We start from the raw sequence: 16933 nt of genomic DNA on the forward strand, positions 1-16933 counted from the left end.
GTGGTTGCGGTTGAGGGCTGCGGCCGACCGTGCCCACTCCGGGCGGTCAGGCTTGATCCCTCCGTGGTCACGGTCGGCCGCAGCCCTTCTCGTGCGGGCCTTCGTCGGATCGCGCGGGGTGGGTGCGCGCCACACGGGTGGCCGCCTCCTGGAAGGCGCTGCCCAGCGTGGTGGCGGTTTCGGCGGGGTCGTTCGCCCGCATGATTGCGCCGAGCACTGCTACTCCTGTTGCGCCTGCCTCTACGCAGGCCGCTACCTGAGCTGCCGTTTCGATGCCGCCGAGGGCGAGCCCCGGGACCGGGCTGGCTTTCACCAGGGCGGCGAGTCCGGTCGGCCGCAGGGGCGGGCCGTAGCCGGGCTTCGTCCTGGTCTCGTAGACCGGGGACAGCGTCGCGTAGTGCTCGGTGGTGAGCCGGGCCAGCTCGGCGGTGTCGTGGCAGGAGCGGCCGACCAGCCCGACGGCGGGCGGCGGGTACGGGCCGGCGGCGGGCAGGTGCACCGCGTCCCCGTCGAGCGGATCGGGGCCGGCCACGATCAGCGTGCCGCCCGCCTCGGCGAGGATCGCGCGCAGGTCGGCGGCGAGCGCGAGGCGCTCGGCGCGCGGCAGATCCTTCTCCCGCAGCACCACCCACCGCACTCCCCCACCCACGGCCCCCGCCACCACGTCGACAAGCGCCCCCCGAGCAACCCGCCGATCGGTGAGCAGCACGACGCCGCTCGGCCCGCCCGGAATCTTGGTACGCGGCCGCCCCTCGGAGGGCGCATCCGTACCAAGATCCGCTAGGCGTGAGGCGGTCACAGGTCGGGCCGTCCCTCATCCGGGGTGGAGGCCAGGGCGTGGAAGCGGCGGGCGATACGGCCCGCGCCGTACGCCAGACGCCCGGCCTCGACCGCGTAGCGCATCGCTGTGGCCATCGCCACCGGGTCGGCGGCCCGGGTCACGGCGCTCGCCAGCAGCACCGCGTCGCAGCCCAGCTCCATCGCCAGCGCGGCGTCGGAGGCGGTGCCGATGCCCGCGTCCAGCACCACCGGCACGTCCACGGCCGCGCGGATCAGCCGGATGTGGTGGGGGTTGCCGATGCCCAGCCCGGAACCGATCGGCGACCCGGCCGGCATCACCGCCGCGCAGCCCACGTCGGCCAGCCGCCGCGCCAGCACCGGATCGTCCGAGGTGTACGGCAGCACGGTGAACCCGTCGGCCACCAGTTCCTCGACGGCGCGCAGCAGCTCCACCCCGTCGGGCAGGAGCGTGCGCTCGTCGCCGATCACCTCCAGCTTCACCCAGTCGGTGTCGAACGCCTCCCGGGCCAGGTGCGCCGTCTTCACCGCCTCCACCGCGGTACGGCAGCCGGCCGTGTTCGGCAGCAGCCGTACACCGCACCGCTCCACCAGGTCGAGCAGGCCGCCCGACCCGCCGGGTGTGGTGTCCACCCGGCGCAGCGCCAACGTCACCAGCTCGGTGCCGGAAGCGCGGATCGCCTGCTCCAGCACGTGCAGGTTGGCCGCGCCGCCGGTGCCGAGGACGAGCCGGGAGCCGAACGCGACCCCGCCGATCTCCAGCGTGGACATGCCGTTCACCCGCCCTGGGTGGCGCTGAGCACCTCGACGCGATCGCCGTCGCGCAGGACGCTCGCCGACCAGCCGCCGCGCGGCACCACCTCGCCGTTCACCGCTACGGCGAGCCCGCGCTCCCGGTCGGTGACGGTGCGGACCACCTCGGCGACGGTGACGCCCTCGGGCAGCGTCCGGCCGGTGCCGTTGACGATCAGTTCCACGTGCGCTCCTTCCCGAAGCGGTCCGGGGTGAAGGGGGCGAGCGCGGGATCCGGCTCGCCGGTGACGATCAGCTCGGTGACCAGGTCGGCGGTGACCGGGGTGAGCACGATGCCGTGCCGGTGGTGCCCGGTCGCCGCGAGCACGCCCGGCTGCCCGGGCAGCGGCCCGATGATCGGCGCGTTGTCCGGCGTACCCGGACGCAGCCCGGCGACTGCCTCCACCACTTCGTACTCGACGAGTTCCGGCACCAGTTCGGCGGCGGCGCGCAGCAGCGTCAGCACGCCACCGGCGGTGACAGCGGTGTCCGCGCGCTCCTCCACAGTCGCCCCGACCACGACCTCACCGCTGTCCCGGGGCACCAGGTAGACCGACTCGCTGTCCGCGTACCCCCGGATCACGTGCCGGAAGCCCGGCGGACCGCCACCGGGCGCGCGCAGCCGCAGCACCTGGCCCTTCACCGGCCGGACCGGCAGGCCGGTCAGCGCCGCCGCGCCGCAGCCCGCCGCGACCACAGTGACCCGCGCGTCCAGCTCGGACAGCGCGCCGACGCGGGCCGGGCGCAGCTCCACCCCGGCGCGCTCGGCGGCCGTGCGCAGCGCGGCGACCAGCCGCCGCGGGTCGACCTGGTGGTCGCCGGGCGCGACAGCGCCGCCGCGCACGCGCGGCGCCAGCGCCGGTTCGCGGTCGCGCAGCTCCGAGGGGCGCAGCGGCGTGATCGGCAGTCCCAACCCCCGTTGGTACGACCACAGCCGCCCCGCCTCGGCCAGGTCGTCGGCGGTGAGCCCGACGACGAGCGTGCCCTCGGTGCGGTGGCCGAGGTCGACGCCGCTCGCCTCGGTCAGCTCAGCGGCGAAGCCGGGCCAGCGGGCGGCCGACTCGACGAGCAGCGCGGTGAGTTCGTGCTCACCGAAGTACGCCTCGGCAACCGGCGACAGCATCCCGGCGGCCACCGACGAGGCGCCCGACCCGGGCCGGTCGTCGTGCACTACCACGCGCAGTCCGCGCTGCGCGCACCGCCACGCGATCGCGAGTCCCACCGGCCCGGCGCCCACCACCGCCACGTCGGCCGGGCTCATCGCGTCAGCGCCAGCAGCAGCTCGGCGGTGGCGTGCGCGGGATCGGCGGCCAGGCTGAGCGCGCCGACAACCGCCACCCCGTACGCCCCGGCGGCCCGCAGCGCCGGCACGGTCGCGGCGGTCACCCCGCCGATCGCGATCACCGGCACGCTCACCGCCTCGGCGACCGCACGTACCCCGCCAGGGCCGATCGGGTCCGGCAGGCCGGACTTGGTGGTGGTGGCGTGGCACGGGCCCACGCCCAGGTAGCTCGCTCCCGCGTCCACCGCCGCGCGGGCGCCTACCGGCTCCCGGGCGGTCGCGCCGAGCACCGCGTCCGGACCGAGCACCCGGCGCGCGGCTGCGACCGGCAGGTCGTCCGCGCCGACGTGGCCACCGGCGGCGTCCACCGCGAGCGCCACGTGCAGCCGGTCGTTGACCAGGCACCGCGCCCCGTACGGCCGGCACGCCTCGGTCACGCGGCACGCCAGCTCGTACGCCTGCCGGTCGGTGGCGTCGTCCTCCACGCGCACCTGCACGACGAGGTCGGCGCCCGCCACCGGCAGGGCGGCACGCAGCACGGCGAGCGGGTCACGCCCCGGCCGGGTGTCGGTGATGAGATGCAGTCGTCCCAGGGACAGCACGGCAACGCTCCTCCCTGCGCCGGCATTACCCGGATCAGGTTCGACGGTCGGGGGCTCCCAGCCCCCCTCTCAGCCCGGTCCGCACCGGGCTCCCGTGGGTCACTTGCGGCCTACCGTACGACGCCTCCCGCCCGTACGGAAGCCCGGGTGAGGTTTTTCCCAGACACCAGCCGTCCGCCGGATCGGGGCAGCGGGTGACCGTCCCGTCACGACACGCTGCCCGGATGTCCGTTCCCGCCCGCGTCCCGCGCCGCCTGGCGACAGTGCCGTTCCGGGGCGGCAGTGCCGTCTCCGAAGGGCTGCTCACCTGGACGATGCTGCGCGGGCCGGCGTGGATCCGCCTGCTGCCGGACGTGTACGTGCACCGGGACGGATACCGCGCCGGCGACCATCGGATGTGGTGCGAGGCGGTGGCGTTGCGCCTGCCCACGGGTGCCGTGCTGGCGGGACGCAGCGCCGCGTGGCTGTTCGGCGCGGACGTGCTCACCCGCGACGCGCCGGTCAGCGTGCTGCTGCCGACTGCTGCTCGACTGCGACCGCACCCACGGATGCGGGTGGTCCGGTCGCCGCTGCCGGAGCGGGACCACACCCTCGTCGGCGGGCTGCCGGTCACCACCCCGCTGCGCACCGCGTTCGACCTGGGCCGCCACGGCACCCGCGTCGACGCGCTCGTCGCCATCGACGCGTTGCTGCGTCGCCGGGTCGTGAAGCTGCCCTGCCTGCGGGCCTACGCCGCCGCCCGGTCGCGCTGGCCGGGTGCTCCGCTGCTGCGGGAGGTGCTGGCGCTGGCCGAGCCGTTGAGCGAGTCCCCGATGGAGACACGGTTGCGGCTGCTTCTGCTCGACGCCGGCCTCGGCCCGCTCGTCGCTCAGCACGAGGTACGCGCCGGCGGACGTTTCGTGGCCCGGGTGGACCTGGCCTGGCCGGCGCTCCGCCTCGCGGTCGAGTACGACGGCGACCACCACCGCGAACGGGCGCACTTCCGGCGGGACGTGGCACGCCTGAACGCGCTCCGCGCGGCCGGGTGGGTGGTGCTGCGGTTCACCGCCGACGACGTGCTACGCCGCCCCGACGCCACAGTCGCCCTGGTCCGCCAGGCCCTGGCCGAACGTCTCGCCACCGCAGCAAACCATGACCCACGCCCGCAGCTCCGCCCCACCCCGGCCCGCCACCCGCCGCCTGGCCGGGCCGGGCGCCACGGGCGTCGGAAGGCCGCCCGCAGACACCTATGGCGTTCCACTCGCGACTGAATCTGGCGACGAGTGGAACGCCATAGGTGTTTCAAGGCCCCTTTGACACCCATGCCGTTCCACCCATCGTGAGCGCTGCCTCTGAGTGGAACGTTATGGGTGTCTCCGCGCGCGGGCGGCCACGGTGGGCGCACGCCCGCAGCGCGGGGCAAGCCCCGACGCTCGCACGACGACGAGCGGACGCACCTGCGACGCGCGGGCGGACCGAACACGGGTGGACCGAGCACGCGGGCGGATCCGACGCGCGAGCGGGCTCGCCTGCACCGGCGCGGACAGTCAGAGGATGGCGTCGAGGGCGTCCAGGTCCTCGTCGGACGGCTGCCACGTCCCGGCCTCGGCGTTGGCGCTCACCTGGGCCGGAGTCGTGGCGCCGGCGATCACGGAGGTGACTGCGGGACGGGCGGCCAGGCCACCGATGGCCACCTGGAGCATGGTGATGCCGCGCTCGGCCGCGTACGCCTCGATCGCCTCGATGACGTCCCAGCGCGCGGCGGCCAGCCGCTCGGCGTACCGGCCGCCACCGGCCAGGCGGCTGCCCGCTGGGGGCGCCTCGCCGCGCTTGTACTTACCGGTGAGCAGCCCGTTGGCGAGCGGGAAGAACGGCAGCATGCCGAGGCCGAACCGCTCGCAGGCGGGGATCACCTCGTCCTCCACCCCGCGTTCGACCAGCGAGTAGTGGTTCTGCGCGGAGATGAACCGGGTACGCCCCTGCGACGACGCGGTCCAGTCGGCGTCGGCGATCTGCCAGCCGGCGAAGTTGGAGTTGCCGAGGTAGCGCACCTTGCCGGCGGTCACCAGGTCGTCCAGCGCGGCGAGCGTCTCGTCGATCGGGGTGCCCGGGTCCGGCTCGTGCATCTGGTACAGGTCGATGTGGTCGGTGCCGAGCCGGCGCAGCGACGCCTCGACCGCGCGGGCGATGTAGCGGCGGGCGCCCCGGGCACCGTGATCCGGCCCGTTCGCGCCGTTCATGTCCATGCCGAACTTGGTGGCCACCACCACGTCGTCGCGGCGGCCCTTGAGCGCCTGGCCGAGCAGTTCCTCGGAGGCGCCCTGCGGCTCGCCGTAGATGTCGGCGGTGTCGAAGAAGTTGATCCCGGCGTCGAGCGCGGCGTCCACCACCGCCCGGGTGCCGTCGCTGTCGAGTTTGCGGCCGAAGTTGTTGCAGCCGATACCGACCACTGACACCACGAGCCCGGAGTCGCCCAGCCGGCGATAGGTCATCTCACTCACGAGATCCACCCTATGCCCGCTGCCGGGTGTCATCCGGGCAGCGGCAACACCTCGGCGGCCAGCGTCCGGGCGGCGGCGATCGTCGCCGCCAGCTCGGACGGGGTACGCCCCACCGCGCCCAGCAGCGCCTGCGTCCGCTCGGCGAAGTCCGGCGGCGCACCCGGCAGGCGTCCGGCGGACGCGATCATGCCCTTCTCGTTCACGAGCCACCGCCCGGCGCGGCCGTGCAGCGCGTGGACCAGCACGCCGACCACCCGGAACAGGCAGCCCGCCACGTAGCCGGCGTCGCCCCCGGCCGCGCCCTTGGCCGCGCCGTCGAGCAGCAGCCCGGTCTCCCAGCCGCCGGCGACCAGCGCGGCGCCGAGCGCGGGCGGGTAGTCGACGGTCTCGGCCCGCAGCGCGGTCAGCTCGCCGGTCGGGTCGCCGAGCACCCGCCCGAGCGCCACCTCCCCGGCGTACGCGTGCGAGTAGAAGCCGAGCGGGTGCCCGGCCTGCGCCTCGACCGTGTAACGGCCGGCCCGGCAGTCCGCCCACACCCGGTGCACCCGGTCCAGGTCGCGGTAGATCCAGTCCACCGCGACGCCGCCGACACGCAGCCAGCCGCCCCCGTCGACCCACGGTCCCCAGCCGCCCGGTGCGGTGAGGTCCACCGGCCCGTCGGCGATCGAGGCGGCCACCGCGCGCAGCCCGGCCACGTCCGGCGTACCCCGGTAGTAGAGGCCCAGGTCCCAGTCGGAGTCGGGCCGGTGGTCGCCGCGGGCGCGGCTGCCGCCGAGGGCCACCGCGACCACACCGTCCACCGCGCACAGCCGGTCGGCCAGCTCCCGGTCGATCATCAGCCCACGTCCCAGACCGGCTCCGGCGTCTCCACCACGTCGCCGTCGCCCCGGAACAGCACGAACCGGTCGAAGGTACGGGTGAACCACCTGTCGTGTGTCACAGCGACCACAGTCCCCTCGAACGCGGTCAGCCCGGCCTCCAGCGCCTCGGCCGAGGCCAGGTCGAGGTTGTCGGTGGGCTCGTCGAGCAGCAGCAGCGTCGCCCCGGACAGCTCCAGCAGCAGCACCAGGAAGCGGGCCTGCTGCCCGCCGGAGAGCGTGCCGAACCGCTGGTCGCCCTGAGCGGCGAGCTCGTACCGGGACAGCGCCGCCATCGCCGCGTGCCGGTCCATGCCGGCCCGGTGGTCGTCGCCGCGCCACAGCACCTCGACGAGTGTCTTGGCCATCAGCTCCGGCCGGTCGTGGGTCTGCGAGAAGTGCCCGGGCCGGACCCGCGCGCCGAGCCGCACCACGCCGCCGTGCGCGACAGGTGCGAGGGCGCCGGCGCCGTCGACGGGGGTGTTTCCCGGCTCCGGGTCGGTGCCGCCCCGGGCCAGCAGGCGCAGGAAGTGCGACTTGCCGGTGCCGTTCGCGCCGAGCACCGCGACCCGGTCGCCGTACCAGAGTTCCAGGTCGAACGGGTACGTCAGGCCGTCCAGCTCCAGTTGCTCGGCGATGACCGCGCGCTTGCCGGTCCGCCCGCCGGTCAGGCGCATCCGGATGTCCTGGTCCTTCGGGGGTACGGGCGGCGGCCCGGCCTCCTCGAACTTGCGCAACCGGGTCTGCGCGGCCTGGTAGCGGGACGCCATCCCGTCGTTGTACGCGGCCTTCTGCTTGTACATCAGCATCAGCTCGCGCAGCTTCTGGTGTTCCTCGTCCCAGCGTTTGCGCAGCTCGTCGAGGCGGGCGTGCCGGGCCACCCGCGCGGAGTGCCAGCTCGCGAAGCCGCCCGGGTGCACCCAGGCGCTGCCGCCCTCCACCGCGACGACCCGGTCGGCGGTCTGCGCCAGCAGTTCCCGGTCGTGCGAGACGTACAGCACGGACTTGCCCGACTCGCGCAGGCGCGCCTCCAGCCAACGTTTGCCGGGTACGTCGAGGAAGTTGTCCGGCTCGTCGAGCAGCAGCACCTCGTCCGGGCCGCGCAGCAGCAGTTCCAGCGCGAAGCGTTTCTGCTGGCCGCCGGAGAGCGTGCGGACCGGCCGTTCCCGGGCGCTGTCCCACGGCAGGTCCAGCACGATGGTGGCGACGGTGTCGAAGAGGACCTCCGCGTCGTACCCGCCGGTCTCACCCCAGGCGGCCAGCGCCTCGGCGTACGCGAGCTGGGTCTTGGCGGCGGCGGAGCTGTACTTGCCGCGCACCTCGGCCGCCCGCATGGCCGCCTCGGTCTCGGCGAGCCGCCGCCCGGCGTCGCGCAGCGCCGGCGGTGCCAGCGACAGGGCGAGGTCGGCGAGCGTGGACTCGTCACCGATCATGCCGATGAACTGCCGCATCACGCCCAGCCCACCGGAGCGGGCGATCGCGCCGGTCTTCACCGGCAGGTCACCGGCGACCATCCGCAGCAGCGTGGTCTTGCCGGCGCCGTTCGGGCCGACCAGCGCCACCTTGGCACCCTCACCGACCCGGAACGAGACGTCACTGAACAGCTCACGCCCGTCCGGGAGGATGTGCCCCACTCCTGCCACGTCCACGTATCCCACGCGGGCATCCTGCCCGAGCCGGGTCGGTGGACGACACCGGATTACCGGGTGACCCGCAGCACCCGGTAGCCCTTCTGGCTGGCGTGCCGCTCGACGGACCAGCCCTGCTCGACCAGCCAGCGGTGCAGCGAGTCGCCGCCGAGGTGCCGGGCGACGACCAGCCAGGCCACGCCGTCCGGGGCGAGGCGGGGCAGCCAGCGCAGCAGCAGGGCGTGCAGTTCCGGCTTGCCGATGTGGATCGGCGGGTTGGACCAGATCTGGGTGAAGGTGACGTCGTCCGGCAGTTCGTCCGGCGCGACGGCGCGTACCCGGTCGGCGGCGCCGATCCTTACCGCGTTGTCGGTGGTGAGGGCGCGGGCGCGCTCGTTGACGTCCACGGCCCAGACGGTGGCTTTCGGCGCGACGGTGGCGAGGACGCAGGTGATCGGGCCGAAGCCGCAGCCGATGTCGAGCAGCGCGCCGGTGACGTCGGCGGCCGGCAGGTCGGCCTTGCGCAGCAGCACGGCGGTGCCCGGGTCGAGCCGGTCGGCGGAGAAGACGCCACCGGCCGAGCCGAGTGTGTAGTCGCGCCCGGCGACGGTGAACTCGACCTCGCGCGGGCGGGCCGGGGCCGAGGGTTCAGCGGTGAAGTAGTGGTCGCCGGTCACGCAGGCATTCTCGCACCGGGCCGGGGCGGTTCCGGCGACGGTGTCACCGGCGGAGCCGGACGCCACTCCGCCAGAATTTCCTGATATTACCCCTGAAAGGGACAATCAGTCCTACTCTATGCCACATGGTGTACCGGTACGAGTCCGATGAGGACGCCTTCCTGGAGTACCCGAATCCCGGGTCGGCCCCGAACGGGCCCGCAGCCACGACGCCGCCGCCCGCGGGTCCGTCACGCTCCCGGTTCCCCACGCCGTCGCTGCCCCCGCCGCCGCGCCCGCAACCGGCGCTGCCGCCGGCCGGCACGGCCGAGCAGGCCATCCCCGACGGGCAGGCGGTGGCAGACGACGCCCGCGCACCCGTTCCGGCACCACCGGCCCCGGCGCCGGCACCCGGACGGCCCGCGCCACCACGGGAGCCCTCCCCGGTGCCGCAGCCCGCGCCGCCCATGCCCGCGCCCGTACCGGCGGCGGTGGACCGGCCGACGGTGCCGATCCCGGCCAGCCCCACCGCCCGCGCCGCCGACGTCTCCGAGCTGCCCCGGACCCGGCGCGCCGAACGCCGCGGCGGCGGCCGGTTCTGGCAGACGCTCGTCGGCGGCGCCGCCGTCCTGCTGCTGCTCTCGCTCACCGGGCTCGCCGTCGCGGCTCTGCTCGACGAACGCACCGCCACGCCCCCGGCTGGCCAGCCGACCCCGCAGCCGACCGAGTCCAGCACCCCGTCCGGCGGCACCGACCTGGACTCCCGGGACACCGACCAGGCGTCACTCACCGCCAAGGAGGTCTTCCCGACAAAGGATCTGGTGGTCACCGACGGGAAGCCCGCATACCGGGTGCTGAAGACCCAGGCCAGCCCGAAGTGCCAGGTAGCGGCCACCGGCGAGATCGCCGACCTGCTGGTCCGGCTCGGCTGCAACCAGGTCGTGCGGGGCACGCTCCGCTCCCCCGACGGCGACCACCTGATCACCGCCGGTCTGTTCAACCTCACCGACGTGGCCACCGCCCAGCGGGTACGCGACCGCATCCGGCCGCTGCTCGACGCGCGCCAGGGACGGTTCCGTGGCATGGCGGCCGGCGACGACACCGAGGCGGTGGAACGGGCCGCGGCCCGGGTCGCCTGGCAGGTACGCGGACACTACGTCGCCTACTGCCTGGTCACCCGCGCCGACGGGGAACGTATCCCGAGCGACGACGCGACCGCCCGCGAGATCATGTTCGACATGGTCGAGCTGCACCTCAACCGGAGTGTGCTGGACCGTCGCGCGGCGGCCGGCACGGCCGGGCAGCCCGACGCCGAATCGGCCGGGGACAGCGCCGGTCAGCGGGGCACGGACTGAGCCGGGCTCAGCCCTCGGCCACCGGCACCCGCAACCGGCGGGTCGCCTCGGCCCGGCGGGCGTACTCGGCCGGGTCGGCCGGGTAGCCCACAGCGACCAGGGCGAGGCCGTGCGCCGGCGCCACTGTCACCTCGCTGGAGCGCTCACGCCGGGTCAGCAGGCCGGCCGGCCACTGGACCGGCCGCCGCCCGTCGCCGGCCACCAGCATCGCCCCGACCAGGCTGCGTACCATGTTCTGGCAGAACGCGTCGGCCTGCACGGTGGCGACAAGGATCCCGTCCGGGTCGCGCCGCCAGTCCAGCCGGGTCACCTCGCGCAGCGTGGTGGCGTTCTCCTTGCGCCGGCAGTACGCGGCGAAGTCGTGCTCGCCCACCAGCCCGGCGGCGGCGGCGTTCAGGGCCGCCAGGTCCAACGGCTTGGGCCAGGCCAGGGTGTCCCGGCGGCGTAGCGGCTCGGCACCCCACGGGGCGTCGGTGACCCGGTACTCGTAGCGCCGAAACGTGGCCGAGAACCGGGCGTCGAAGTCGGCGGGCACCTCGGTCATCGCGCGTACCCGGGCATCTGGCGGCAGGAGCCGGGCCAGCCGGCGCAGCAGCCGGCCCTCGTGCTCCCGCCACACGGGAGTCGGCAGGTCGAGGTGGCAGACCTGCCCGGTGGCGTGCACCCCGGCGTCGGTACGCCCGGCCACCGTCAGGCCGGTCGCCGTGCCCGCGCCGAGCACCAGGTCCAGCGTCTGCATGAGTACGCCGGCCACTGTGCGCCGGGTCGGCTGGGGCGCCCAGCCGGAGAAGTCGGTGCCGTCGTACGAGACGTCCAGCCGCAGCCGGGTCCGCTCGTCCACCTCGTACCTCCTGTCGACGGCGACGGGCCCGGCACCCCCGAGGGGATGCCGGGCCCGGTCGAGCCTGATGTCAGGCCTTGTCGTTCTCGGTGGCCTCGTCGCTGTCCTCACGGGCGGCGGCGGTGTCACCCGACGCGGAGACCGGCGCCTCGGCGTCCTGGTCACCGGCGCTGGAGCGCGGGGTCTCCTCGGCCGGGGCCAGGGCCTCGACCTTGTCCTGCTGCGCGGCCTTGCGGGCGGCGGTCTTCTTGTTCGCCTTCGGCTCGGCGACCTGAAGCTCCTCCACCAGCTCGATGATCGCCATCGGAGCGGCGTCACCCTTGCGCGGACCGGTCTTCACGATCCGGGTGTAGCCACCGTTGCGGTTGGCGTACCGGGGCGCGATCTGGTCGAACAGGGCGTAGACCACGTCCTTGTCCTTGACGACGCCCAGCACGCGGCGGCGCGAGGCGAGGTCGCCGCGCTTGGCCTTGGTGATGAGCTGCTCGGCCAGCGGACGCAGCCGCCGGGCCTTCGTCTCGGTGGTCTGGATCTTGCCGTGCTGGAACAGCGCAGTGGCCAGGTTGGCCAGCATCAGCCGCTCGTGCGCGGGGCTGCCGCCGAGGCGGGGGCCCTTGGTGGGCGTGGGCATGCTTGGTGCTCCTCAGGTGTGGCGGCAGCGCGGACTAGAGCTGCTCGGTCTCGCGGTAGTCGTCGGTGTCGTAGTCCGCCTCGCCGAAGGCGTCCACGACGTGCGCCGGGTCGAAGTTCGGAGCCGAGTCCTTCAGCCCCAGGCCCATCCCGGCGAGCTTCATCTTGACCTCGTCGATCGACTTCTGACCGAAGTTGCGGATGTCGAGGAGGTCGGCCTCGGTACGCCCGATGAGCTCACCAACGGAGTTGATGCCCTCGCGCTTGAGGCAGTTGTAGGAGCGGACGGTGAGGTCCAGCTCCTCGATCGGCAGGGCCAGGTCCGCCGCCAGCTGGGCGTCCTGCGGGGACGGCCCGATGTCGATGCCCTCGGCGGTCTCGTCCAGCTCCCGGGCCAGCCCGAACAGCTCCACCAGCGTCGAGCCGGCCGAGGCCAGCGCGGTACGCGGGCCCATCGACGGCTTGGTCTCGACGTCGATGATGAGCCGGTCGAAGTCGGTACGCTGCTCGACACGGGTCGCCTCGACCCGGTACGTCACCTTGAGCACCGGCGAGTAGATCGAGTCGACCGGGATCCGGCCGATCTCGGCGCCCGCCTGCTTGTTCTGCGCCGCCGTGACGTAGCCGCGACCCCGCTCGACGGTCAGCTCCATGTCGAGCCGGCCCTTGCCGTTGAGGGTGGCGAGCTTCAGGTCCGGGTTGTGCACCGAGACACCGGCCGGGGGCTGGATGTCACCGGCGGTCACGTCGCCCGGGCCCTGCTTGCGCAGGTACATGCTGACCGGCTCGTCGTGCTCGGAGCTGACGCACAGCTCCTTGATGTTCATGACGAGCTCGACCACGTCCTCCTTGACACCGGGGATCGTGGTGAACTCGTGCAGCACACCGTCGATCTTGATCGAGGTGACCGCCGCACCCGGGATCGAGGACAGCAGCGTACGCCGGAGCGAGTTGCCCAGCGTGTAGCCGAAGCCGGGCTCCAGCGGCTCGATGGTGAACCGGGAGCGGGTCTCGTTGATCGACTCTTCGGAGAGAGACGGTCGCTGGCTGATGAGCATCTTTTCTCTTCTCTTCCGGGGCGCCCGCTATTTGACGCCCACGACACAACTGTTCCGGTGGCCCGCCCCGGAGGACGGGCCACCGCAACGAGCCCTTACTTGGAGTAGAGCTCGACGATCAGCTGCTCCTGGACCTGGGTGTCGATCACCTGGCGGGCCGGGAGCGAGTGCACGAGGATCTTCAGCTGGCTCGGGATCGCCTCCAGCCACGCCGGAACGGTCCGCGAGCCGGCCTCACCCTGCGCCACGAGGAACGGGGTGAGCTCCTTGCTCTTGGCACGCACCTCGACGATGTCGTGCTCCTTGACGCGGTACGACGGGATGTCGACCTTCTTGCCGTTCACCGTGAAGTGGCCGTGCTTGACCAGCTGACGGGCCATGTCCCGGGACTTGGCGTAGCCGGCCCGGTAGACCACGTTGTCCAGCCGCGACTCGAGGATCTGCAGCAGGACCTCACCGGTCTTGGCTTCCTTGCTCACGGCCTCTTCGTAGTAGCCGCGGAACTGCTTCTCCAGCACGCCGTAGACACGACGGGCCTTCTGCTTCTCACGGAGCTGGAGCAGGTACTCCGTCTCCTTCGTGCGGCCGCGGCCGTGCTGCCCGGGCGGGAACGGCCGGGACTCGAACGGGCACTTCGGACCATCGCACTTGCTGCCCTTGAGGAACAGCTTCATCTTCTCCCGCCGGCAACGGCGGCAGTCAGCACCGGTGTAACGAGCCATCTCTCTCTAACCTCTCAGACCCGGCGACGCTTCGGCGGACGGCACCCGTTGTGCGGCTGCGGCGTGACGTCGGAGATCTGCCCGACCTCGAGGCCGACGGCCTGCAGCGAACGGATGGCGGTCTCCCGGCCGGAGCCGGGGCCCTTGACGAACACGTCGACCTTGCGCATGCCGTGCTCCATCGCGCGGCGCGCGGCGGCCTCGGCGGCGAGCTGCGCGGCGAACGGAGTCGACTTGCGGGAGCCCTTGAAGCCGACCTGGCCGGAGGAGGCCCAGGAGATGACCGCACCGGTCGGGTCCGTGATGGACACGATGGTGTTGTTGAAGGTGCTCTTGATGTGCGCCTGCCCGTGGGCGACGTTCTTGCGTTCCTTGCGCCGGACCTTCTTGACGGCGGCTCCGGCACGAGCCTTCGGTGGCATAAGTCTGTGCGCTCCTAGTTACTTCTTGCCGGGCTTCTTCTTGCCGGCCACGGTCCGCTTCGGGCCCTTCCGGGTCCGCGCGTTGGTCTTGGTGCGCTGGCCACGCACGGGCAGACCGCGGCGGTGCCGGATACCGGCGTAGCAGCCGATCTCGACCTTGCGGCGGATGTCAGCGGCGACCTCGCGGCGCAGGTCGCCTTCAACCTTGTAGTTGCCCTCGATGTGGTTCCGGAGCTCGACGAGCTCCTCGTCCGTGAGGTCCCGAACGCGCTTGTCCGGCGAGATGCCGGTCGCGGCGAGCGTCTCCAGGGCGCGGGTACGACCGACCCCGAAGATGTAGGTGAGCGCGATCTCCATCCGCTTCTCGCGGGGGAGATCCACGCCGACTAGACGTGCCATGTGCGGGCGTACTCCTCGTGATGTTGTGGCGGAGGTGTGGACCCGTCCCACCCCGCTACCGGCCGTCCCTGTCCTTCCGGCGTCAAGAACGCCGGCGACCGGGATCGGTCGCTGCCCGAGCGGGCCCCGGCCTCCGACCGGGGGTCAACCACGAGGGGGTACGCGCTGCGCACCCGACCGCGGCTGAGACGAGCTGGTGATGTGTGGGGCGTCAGCCCTGGCGCTGCTTGTGGCGCGGGTCGGTGCAGATGACCATGACCCGGCCGTGCCGGCGGATCACCCGGCACTTGTTGCAGATCCTCTTGACGCTCGGCTTGACCTTCACGGTTGCCTTACTTCCCATCTGGCCCGGAGCCGCGGCGGTGCGCGATCCGGACGTCGAAGACGGACACGGGTCTCCCGGCCGCCGTCAGGCTTACTTGTAGCGGTAGACGATGCGCCCGCGGGTCAGGTCGTACGGCGAGAGTTCGACGACGACCCGGTCCTCCGGCAGGATGCGGATGTAGTGCTGGCGCATCTTGCCGCTGATGTGAGCGAGCACCTTGTGGCCGTTCGCGAGCTCCACCCGGAACATGGCGTTCGGCAGGGGCTCGATGACCCGACCCTCGATCTCGATTGCTCCGTCTTTTTTCGGCATGTCCTCCGCTGTCCTGACGTCGGTTACTCCGGACGGCTCACAACGTCTTACACGGGTGAACTGACCAAGATCAGGAAACCCGCGCCAGCCGCGGCTCCGACTCCCACCGAAGCGCAGGGTGGGCATGGCGGAGTGGACGCTGTGCGCCGATCAGAAAGTGTACGCCGACCCGCACGTGCTCGCCAAACCGACCGGCGCGACGGTCACCCGGACGGCTCGGATATGACGCAGGTCACGTCTCCGGCAGCTCCCGCTTCGCCCGCCGACGGGCCTCCCGCTCGACCTGCTTGCGCCGCCGGCGCTCGGCGTCGTGCTCCGGCGCCCCGTGGGCCAGCCCCTGGATCGTCTGGTAGAGCACCACGGCGCCCCACGGCCCGAGCACCCAGATCGGCCAGTAGTCGTCGAACTCGAACTCACCCTCGCCGAGCTGGGAGACGAACCAGATCGCGCTGAGGATCAGGGCCACCTTCAGCCAGGGGCCCCAGACCCCCAGCAGCCAGGCGTTACGTGCGCTGACGGCCGCCCGGCCCGGCTCGGCCACCCCGCTCTTCCCGGTCGCGCGGGGAGCCGGCAGGGAGTTCTCCGCCGGCCGGGGACCGGGCAGATCGGTCAGCAGTTCGTCCAGCTCGCCGTAGGTCTTGGCGCCGTACGCCTGCCGCAGCCGGTCGTCGTACTCACCCAGGTCGAGCCGGCCTTCGGCCAGCGCCACCCGGAGTCGTTCCGCGGTGGCCTCCCGGTCCGCGTCGGCCGCCCGCATCCGGTTGCGCTCATCCATGGGAACAAGCATGGCACCCGATCGCCAAGGCGGCAGCACTCGACCGGGTACGGGGGCAGCCCGCTCAGGCCGCCGGAGAGTCGACGGACGTCTGCCGGGCGGTCACCAGGTCACCCAGACGGGCCCGTCCGCCGTCCTCGGCCGTGAGCACCCACACGCCGTCGTCCAGCAGCGCCATCGAGTGCTCGACGTGCACCGCCATCGACCCGTCCCGGGTCACCACGGTCCAGCCGTCGGACAGCTCGACCGTACGCGGCGAGCCCATCGTGATCATCGGCTCGATGGCGAGCGCCAGGCCCGGCACCAGGCGCGGCCCCTTGCCGGGACGCCCGTGGTTGAGCACGTGCGGGTCCTGGTGCATCTCGGTGCCGATGCCGTGACCGCCGTAGCCGTCGACGATGCCGTACCGGCCGCCCTTGCGGACCGCCGTCTCGACCGCGTGCGAGATGTCGGTGAGCCGGCCCTTGCCGGAGGCCGCCCCGCGCGCCGCGGCGGCGATCCCGGCCCACATGGCGTCCTCGGCCACCGCCGTCATCCTCAGCAGCGCCGGGTCGACCTCGCCGACCGGCACCGTGACCGCCGCGTCGCCGTGCCAGCCGTCCAGCACCGCGCCGCAGTCGATGGAGATCAGGTCGCCCTCGCGCAGCACCTGCTCGGCCGACGGGATGGCGTGCACCACCTGCCGGTTGACCGACGAGCAGATCGACGCCGGGAAGCCGTGGTAGCCCTTGAACGACGGCACGGCGCCCGCCTCGCGGATGGTCGACTCGGCGATCGCGTCCAGGTCGGCCGTCGACACGCCCGGCGCCACCGCCTCCCGCATCCGGCGCAGGGCACGGGCGACGACCAGACCGGCGGCCCGCATCAGCTCGATCTGCTCGGGGGTCTTCAGCTGGATGTCCAGCTGGGGACGGCGCATGGTGGTGGTTACCTTTCGTCACGCGTACGCGGAGCAGCGGGGCACGTCGCACGTACCCCGCTGTTCGCACTCTATCCGCC

21 protein-coding genes and 1 riboswitch are annotated in these 16933 nt (G+C 73.1%); of the genes, 2 read left to right on the top strand and 19 right to left on the bottom strand.

Going from position 1 to position 16933, the window contains the following annotated elements:
• Nucleotides 1-67: 67 nt before the first annotated feature.
• From O7546_RS25045 to thiE, 5 genes are all read right to left on the bottom strand, one after another.
• Nucleotides 68-733 (bottom strand): thiamine phosphate synthase, encoded by a 666-nt coding sequence (locus O7546_RS25045; RefSeq protein WP_194801538.1) that lies wholly within the window; start codon nt 731-733, stop codon nt 68-70.
• Nucleotides 734-795: 62 nt separating this feature from the next.
• The gene (locus tag O7546_RS25050) at nt 796-1578 is read right to left on the bottom strand and encodes a thiazole synthase (protein WP_281600097.1); all 783 of its coding nucleotides are present in this window, start codon (nt 1576-1578) and stop codon (nt 796-798) included.
• Nucleotides 1575-1775 (bottom strand): sulfur carrier protein ThiS, encoded by a 201-nt coding sequence (gene thiS, locus O7546_RS25055; RefSeq protein WP_013288601.1) that lies wholly within the window; start codon nt 1773-1775, stop codon nt 1575-1577. The genes O7546_RS25050 and thiS overlap by 4 nt, the downstream gene beginning before the upstream one ends.
• Nucleotides 1766-2851, bottom strand: a complete 1086-nt coding sequence (gene thiO / locus O7546_RS25060) for a glycine oxidase ThiO (RefSeq protein ID WP_194801415.1) — start codon at nt 2849-2851, stop codon at nt 1766-1768. Before thiO ends, thiS begins: the two co-directional genes overlap by 10 nt.
• Nucleotides 2848-3474 carry a thiamine phosphate synthase gene (thiE, locus tag O7546_RS25065; RefSeq protein ID WP_269697661.1) on the bottom strand — a complete coding sequence of 209 codons (627 nt, stop codon included), beginning with the start codon at nt 3472-3474 and terminating at the stop codon, nt 2848-2850. Before thiE ends, thiO begins: the two co-directional genes overlap by 4 nt.
• Nucleotides 3469-3580, bottom strand: a riboswitch (TPP riboswitch). It overlaps the preceding gene by 6 nt.
• A 118-nt stretch (nt 3581-3698) precedes the next feature.
• On the opposite strand from thiE, the gene O7546_RS25070 reads away from it, so the two are divergent.
• The gene (locus O7546_RS25070; RefSeq protein WP_281600098.1) at nt 3699-4724 is read left to right on the top strand and encodes a DUF559 domain-containing protein; all 1026 of its coding nucleotides are present in this window, start codon (nt 3699-3701) and stop codon (nt 4722-4724) included.
• 276 nt (nt 4725-5000) lie between these two features.
• Here the strand turns inward: O7546_RS25070 and O7546_RS25075 are convergent, their stop codons facing one another.
• From O7546_RS25075 to O7546_RS25090, 4 genes are read right to left on the bottom strand one after another with little or no spacing between them, the layout of a single operon-like run.
• Nucleotides 5001-5963 carry an aldo/keto reductase gene (locus O7546_RS25075; RefSeq protein WP_194801417.1) on the bottom strand — a complete coding sequence of 321 codons (963 nt, stop codon included), beginning with the start codon at nt 5961-5963 and terminating at the stop codon, nt 5001-5003.
• Nucleotides 5964-5983: 20 nt separating this feature from the next.
• Nucleotides 5984-6790: a nucleotidyltransferase domain-containing protein gene (locus O7546_RS25080; RefSeq protein WP_281600099.1), complete on the bottom strand. Its 807-nt coding sequence runs from the start codon at nt 6788-6790 to the stop codon at nt 5984-5986.
• On the bottom strand, nt 6790-8469 hold the full coding sequence (locus O7546_RS25085; protein WP_194801419.1) for an ATP-binding cassette domain-containing protein: 1680 nt from the start codon (nt 8467-8469) through the stop codon (nt 6790-6792). The genes O7546_RS25080 and O7546_RS25085 overlap by 1 nt, the downstream gene beginning before the upstream one ends.
• 41 nt (nt 8470-8510) lie before the next feature.
• Nucleotides 8511-9116 (bottom strand): methyltransferase, encoded by a 606-nt coding sequence (locus O7546_RS25090; protein ID WP_194801420.1) that lies wholly within the window; start codon nt 9114-9116, stop codon nt 8511-8513.
• Nucleotides 9117-9241: 125 nt separating this feature from the next.
• Between O7546_RS25090 and O7546_RS25095 the strand changes: the two genes are divergently transcribed.
• Nucleotides 9242-10450 carry a hypothetical protein gene (locus tag O7546_RS25095; RefSeq protein WP_228532304.1) on the top strand — a complete coding sequence of 403 codons (1209 nt, stop codon included), beginning with the start codon at nt 9242-9244 and terminating at the stop codon, nt 10448-10450.
• Between the two features lie 7 nt (nt 10451-10457).
• On the opposite strand, the gene truA is transcribed toward O7546_RS25095, so the two are convergent.
• The 10 genes from truA to map form a co-directional block, all read right to left on the bottom strand.
• Complete coding sequence (gene truA / locus O7546_RS25100; RefSeq protein ID WP_269697664.1) at nt 10458-11291, bottom strand: tRNA pseudouridine(38-40) synthase TruA; 834 nt, start codon at nt 11289-11291, stop codon at nt 10458-10460.
• Between the two features lie 70 nt (nt 11292-11361).
• The gene (gene rplQ / locus O7546_RS25105; RefSeq protein WP_013288611.1) at nt 11362-11922 is read right to left on the bottom strand and encodes a 50S ribosomal protein L17; all 561 of its coding nucleotides are present in this window, start codon (nt 11920-11922) and stop codon (nt 11362-11364) included.
• 34 nt (nt 11923-11956) lie between these two features.
• Nucleotides 11957-12979, bottom strand: coding sequence for a DNA-directed RNA polymerase subunit alpha (locus tag O7546_RS25110; RefSeq protein ID WP_007073009.1), 1023 nt, complete (start codon nt 12977-12979; stop codon nt 11957-11959).
• Nucleotides 12980-13074: 95 nt separating this feature from the next.
• Nucleotides 13075-13701 carry a 30S ribosomal protein S4 gene (gene rpsD / locus O7546_RS25115; RefSeq protein WP_018784565.1) on the bottom strand — a complete coding sequence of 209 codons (627 nt, stop codon included), beginning with the start codon at nt 13699-13701 and terminating at the stop codon, nt 13075-13077.
• A 14-nt stretch (nt 13702-13715) separates the two neighbouring features.
• A complete protein-coding gene (rpsK, locus tag O7546_RS25120; protein ID WP_013288613.1) occupies nt 13716-14123 on the bottom strand; it encodes a 30S ribosomal protein S11 in 408 nt (135 codons plus the stop codon).
• 18 nt (nt 14124-14141) lie between these two features.
• Entirely contained in the window at nt 14142-14522 is a 381-nt protein-coding gene (gene rpsM, locus O7546_RS25125) for a 30S ribosomal protein S13 (protein ID WP_013288614.1), read from the bottom strand.
• Nucleotides 14523-14733: 211 nt separating this feature from the next.
• Complete coding sequence (gene rpmJ / locus O7546_RS25130; protein ID WP_012184307.1) at nt 14734-14847, bottom strand: 50S ribosomal protein L36; 114 nt, start codon at nt 14845-14847, stop codon at nt 14734-14736.
• A gap of 90 nt (nt 14848-14937) precedes the next feature.
• Nucleotides 14938-15159 carry a translation initiation factor IF-1 gene (infA, locus tag O7546_RS25135; RefSeq protein ID WP_007073013.1) on the bottom strand — a complete coding sequence of 74 codons (222 nt, stop codon included), beginning with the start codon at nt 15157-15159 and terminating at the stop codon, nt 14938-14940.
• Between the two features lie 232 nt (nt 15160-15391).
• Nucleotides 15392-15916 (bottom strand): DUF1707 domain-containing protein, encoded by a 525-nt coding sequence (locus O7546_RS25140; RefSeq protein WP_194801540.1) that lies wholly within the window; start codon nt 15914-15916, stop codon nt 15392-15394.
• 82 nt (nt 15917-15998) lie between these two features.
• The gene (gene map, locus O7546_RS25145; RefSeq protein WP_194801422.1) at nt 15999-16853 is read right to left on the bottom strand and encodes a type I methionyl aminopeptidase; all 855 of its coding nucleotides are present in this window, start codon (nt 16851-16853) and stop codon (nt 15999-16001) included.
• Nucleotides 16854-16933: the final 80 nt, after the last annotated feature.

It is taken from the genome of Micromonospora sp. WMMA1976 (assembly GCF_027497335.1).
GTDB lineage: Bacteria > Actinomycetota > Actinomycetes > Mycobacteriales > Micromonosporaceae > Micromonospora > Micromonospora aurantiaca.

Excerpts from the sequence above, each read along its gene's own strand:
- thiO (WP_194801415.1), bottom strand. The coding sequence starts at position 2,851 with ATGAGCCCGGCCGACGTGGCGGTGGTGGGCGCCGGGCCGGTGGGACTC.
- O7546_RS25070 (WP_281600098.1), top strand. The coding sequence starts at position 3,699 with ATGTCCGTTCCCGCCCGCGTCCCGCGCCGCCTGGCGACAGTGCCGTTC.
- O7546_RS25080 (WP_281600099.1), bottom strand. The coding sequence starts at position 6,790 with ATGATCGACCGGGAGCTGGCCGACCGGCTGTGCGCGGTGGACGGTGTG.
- O7546_RS25095 (WP_228532304.1), top strand. The coding sequence starts at position 9,242 with ATGGTGTACCGGTACGAGTCCGATGAGGACGCCTTCCTGGAGTACCCG.
- rplQ (WP_013288611.1), bottom strand. The coding sequence starts at position 11,922 with ATGCCCACGCCCACCAAGGGCCCCCGCCTCGGCGGCAGCCCCGCGCAC.
- O7546_RS25110 (WP_007073009.1), bottom strand. The coding sequence starts at position 12,979 with ATGCTCATCAGCCAGCGACCGTCTCTCTCCGAAGAGTCGATCAACGAG.
- rpsD (WP_018784565.1), bottom strand. The coding sequence starts at position 13,701 with ATGGCTCGTTACACCGGTGCTGACTGCCGCCGTTGCCGGCGGGAGAAG.
- rpsK (WP_013288613.1), bottom strand. The coding sequence starts at position 14,123 with ATGCCACCGAAGGCTCGTGCCGGAGCCGCCGTCAAGAAGGTCCGGCGC.
- rpsM (WP_013288614.1), bottom strand. The coding sequence starts at position 14,522 with ATGGCACGTCTAGTCGGCGTGGATCTCCCCCGCGAGAAGCGGATGGAG.
- infA (WP_007073013.1), bottom strand. The coding sequence starts at position 15,159 with ATGCCGAAAAAAGACGGAGCAATCGAGATCGAGGGTCGGGTCATCGAG.
- O7546_RS25140 (WP_194801540.1), bottom strand. The coding sequence starts at position 15,916 with ATGCGGGCGGCCGACGCGGACCGGGAGGCCACCGCGGAACGACTCCGG.
- map (WP_194801422.1), bottom strand. The coding sequence starts at position 16,853 with ATGCGCCGTCCCCAGCTGGACATCCAGCTGAAGACCCCCGAGCAGATC.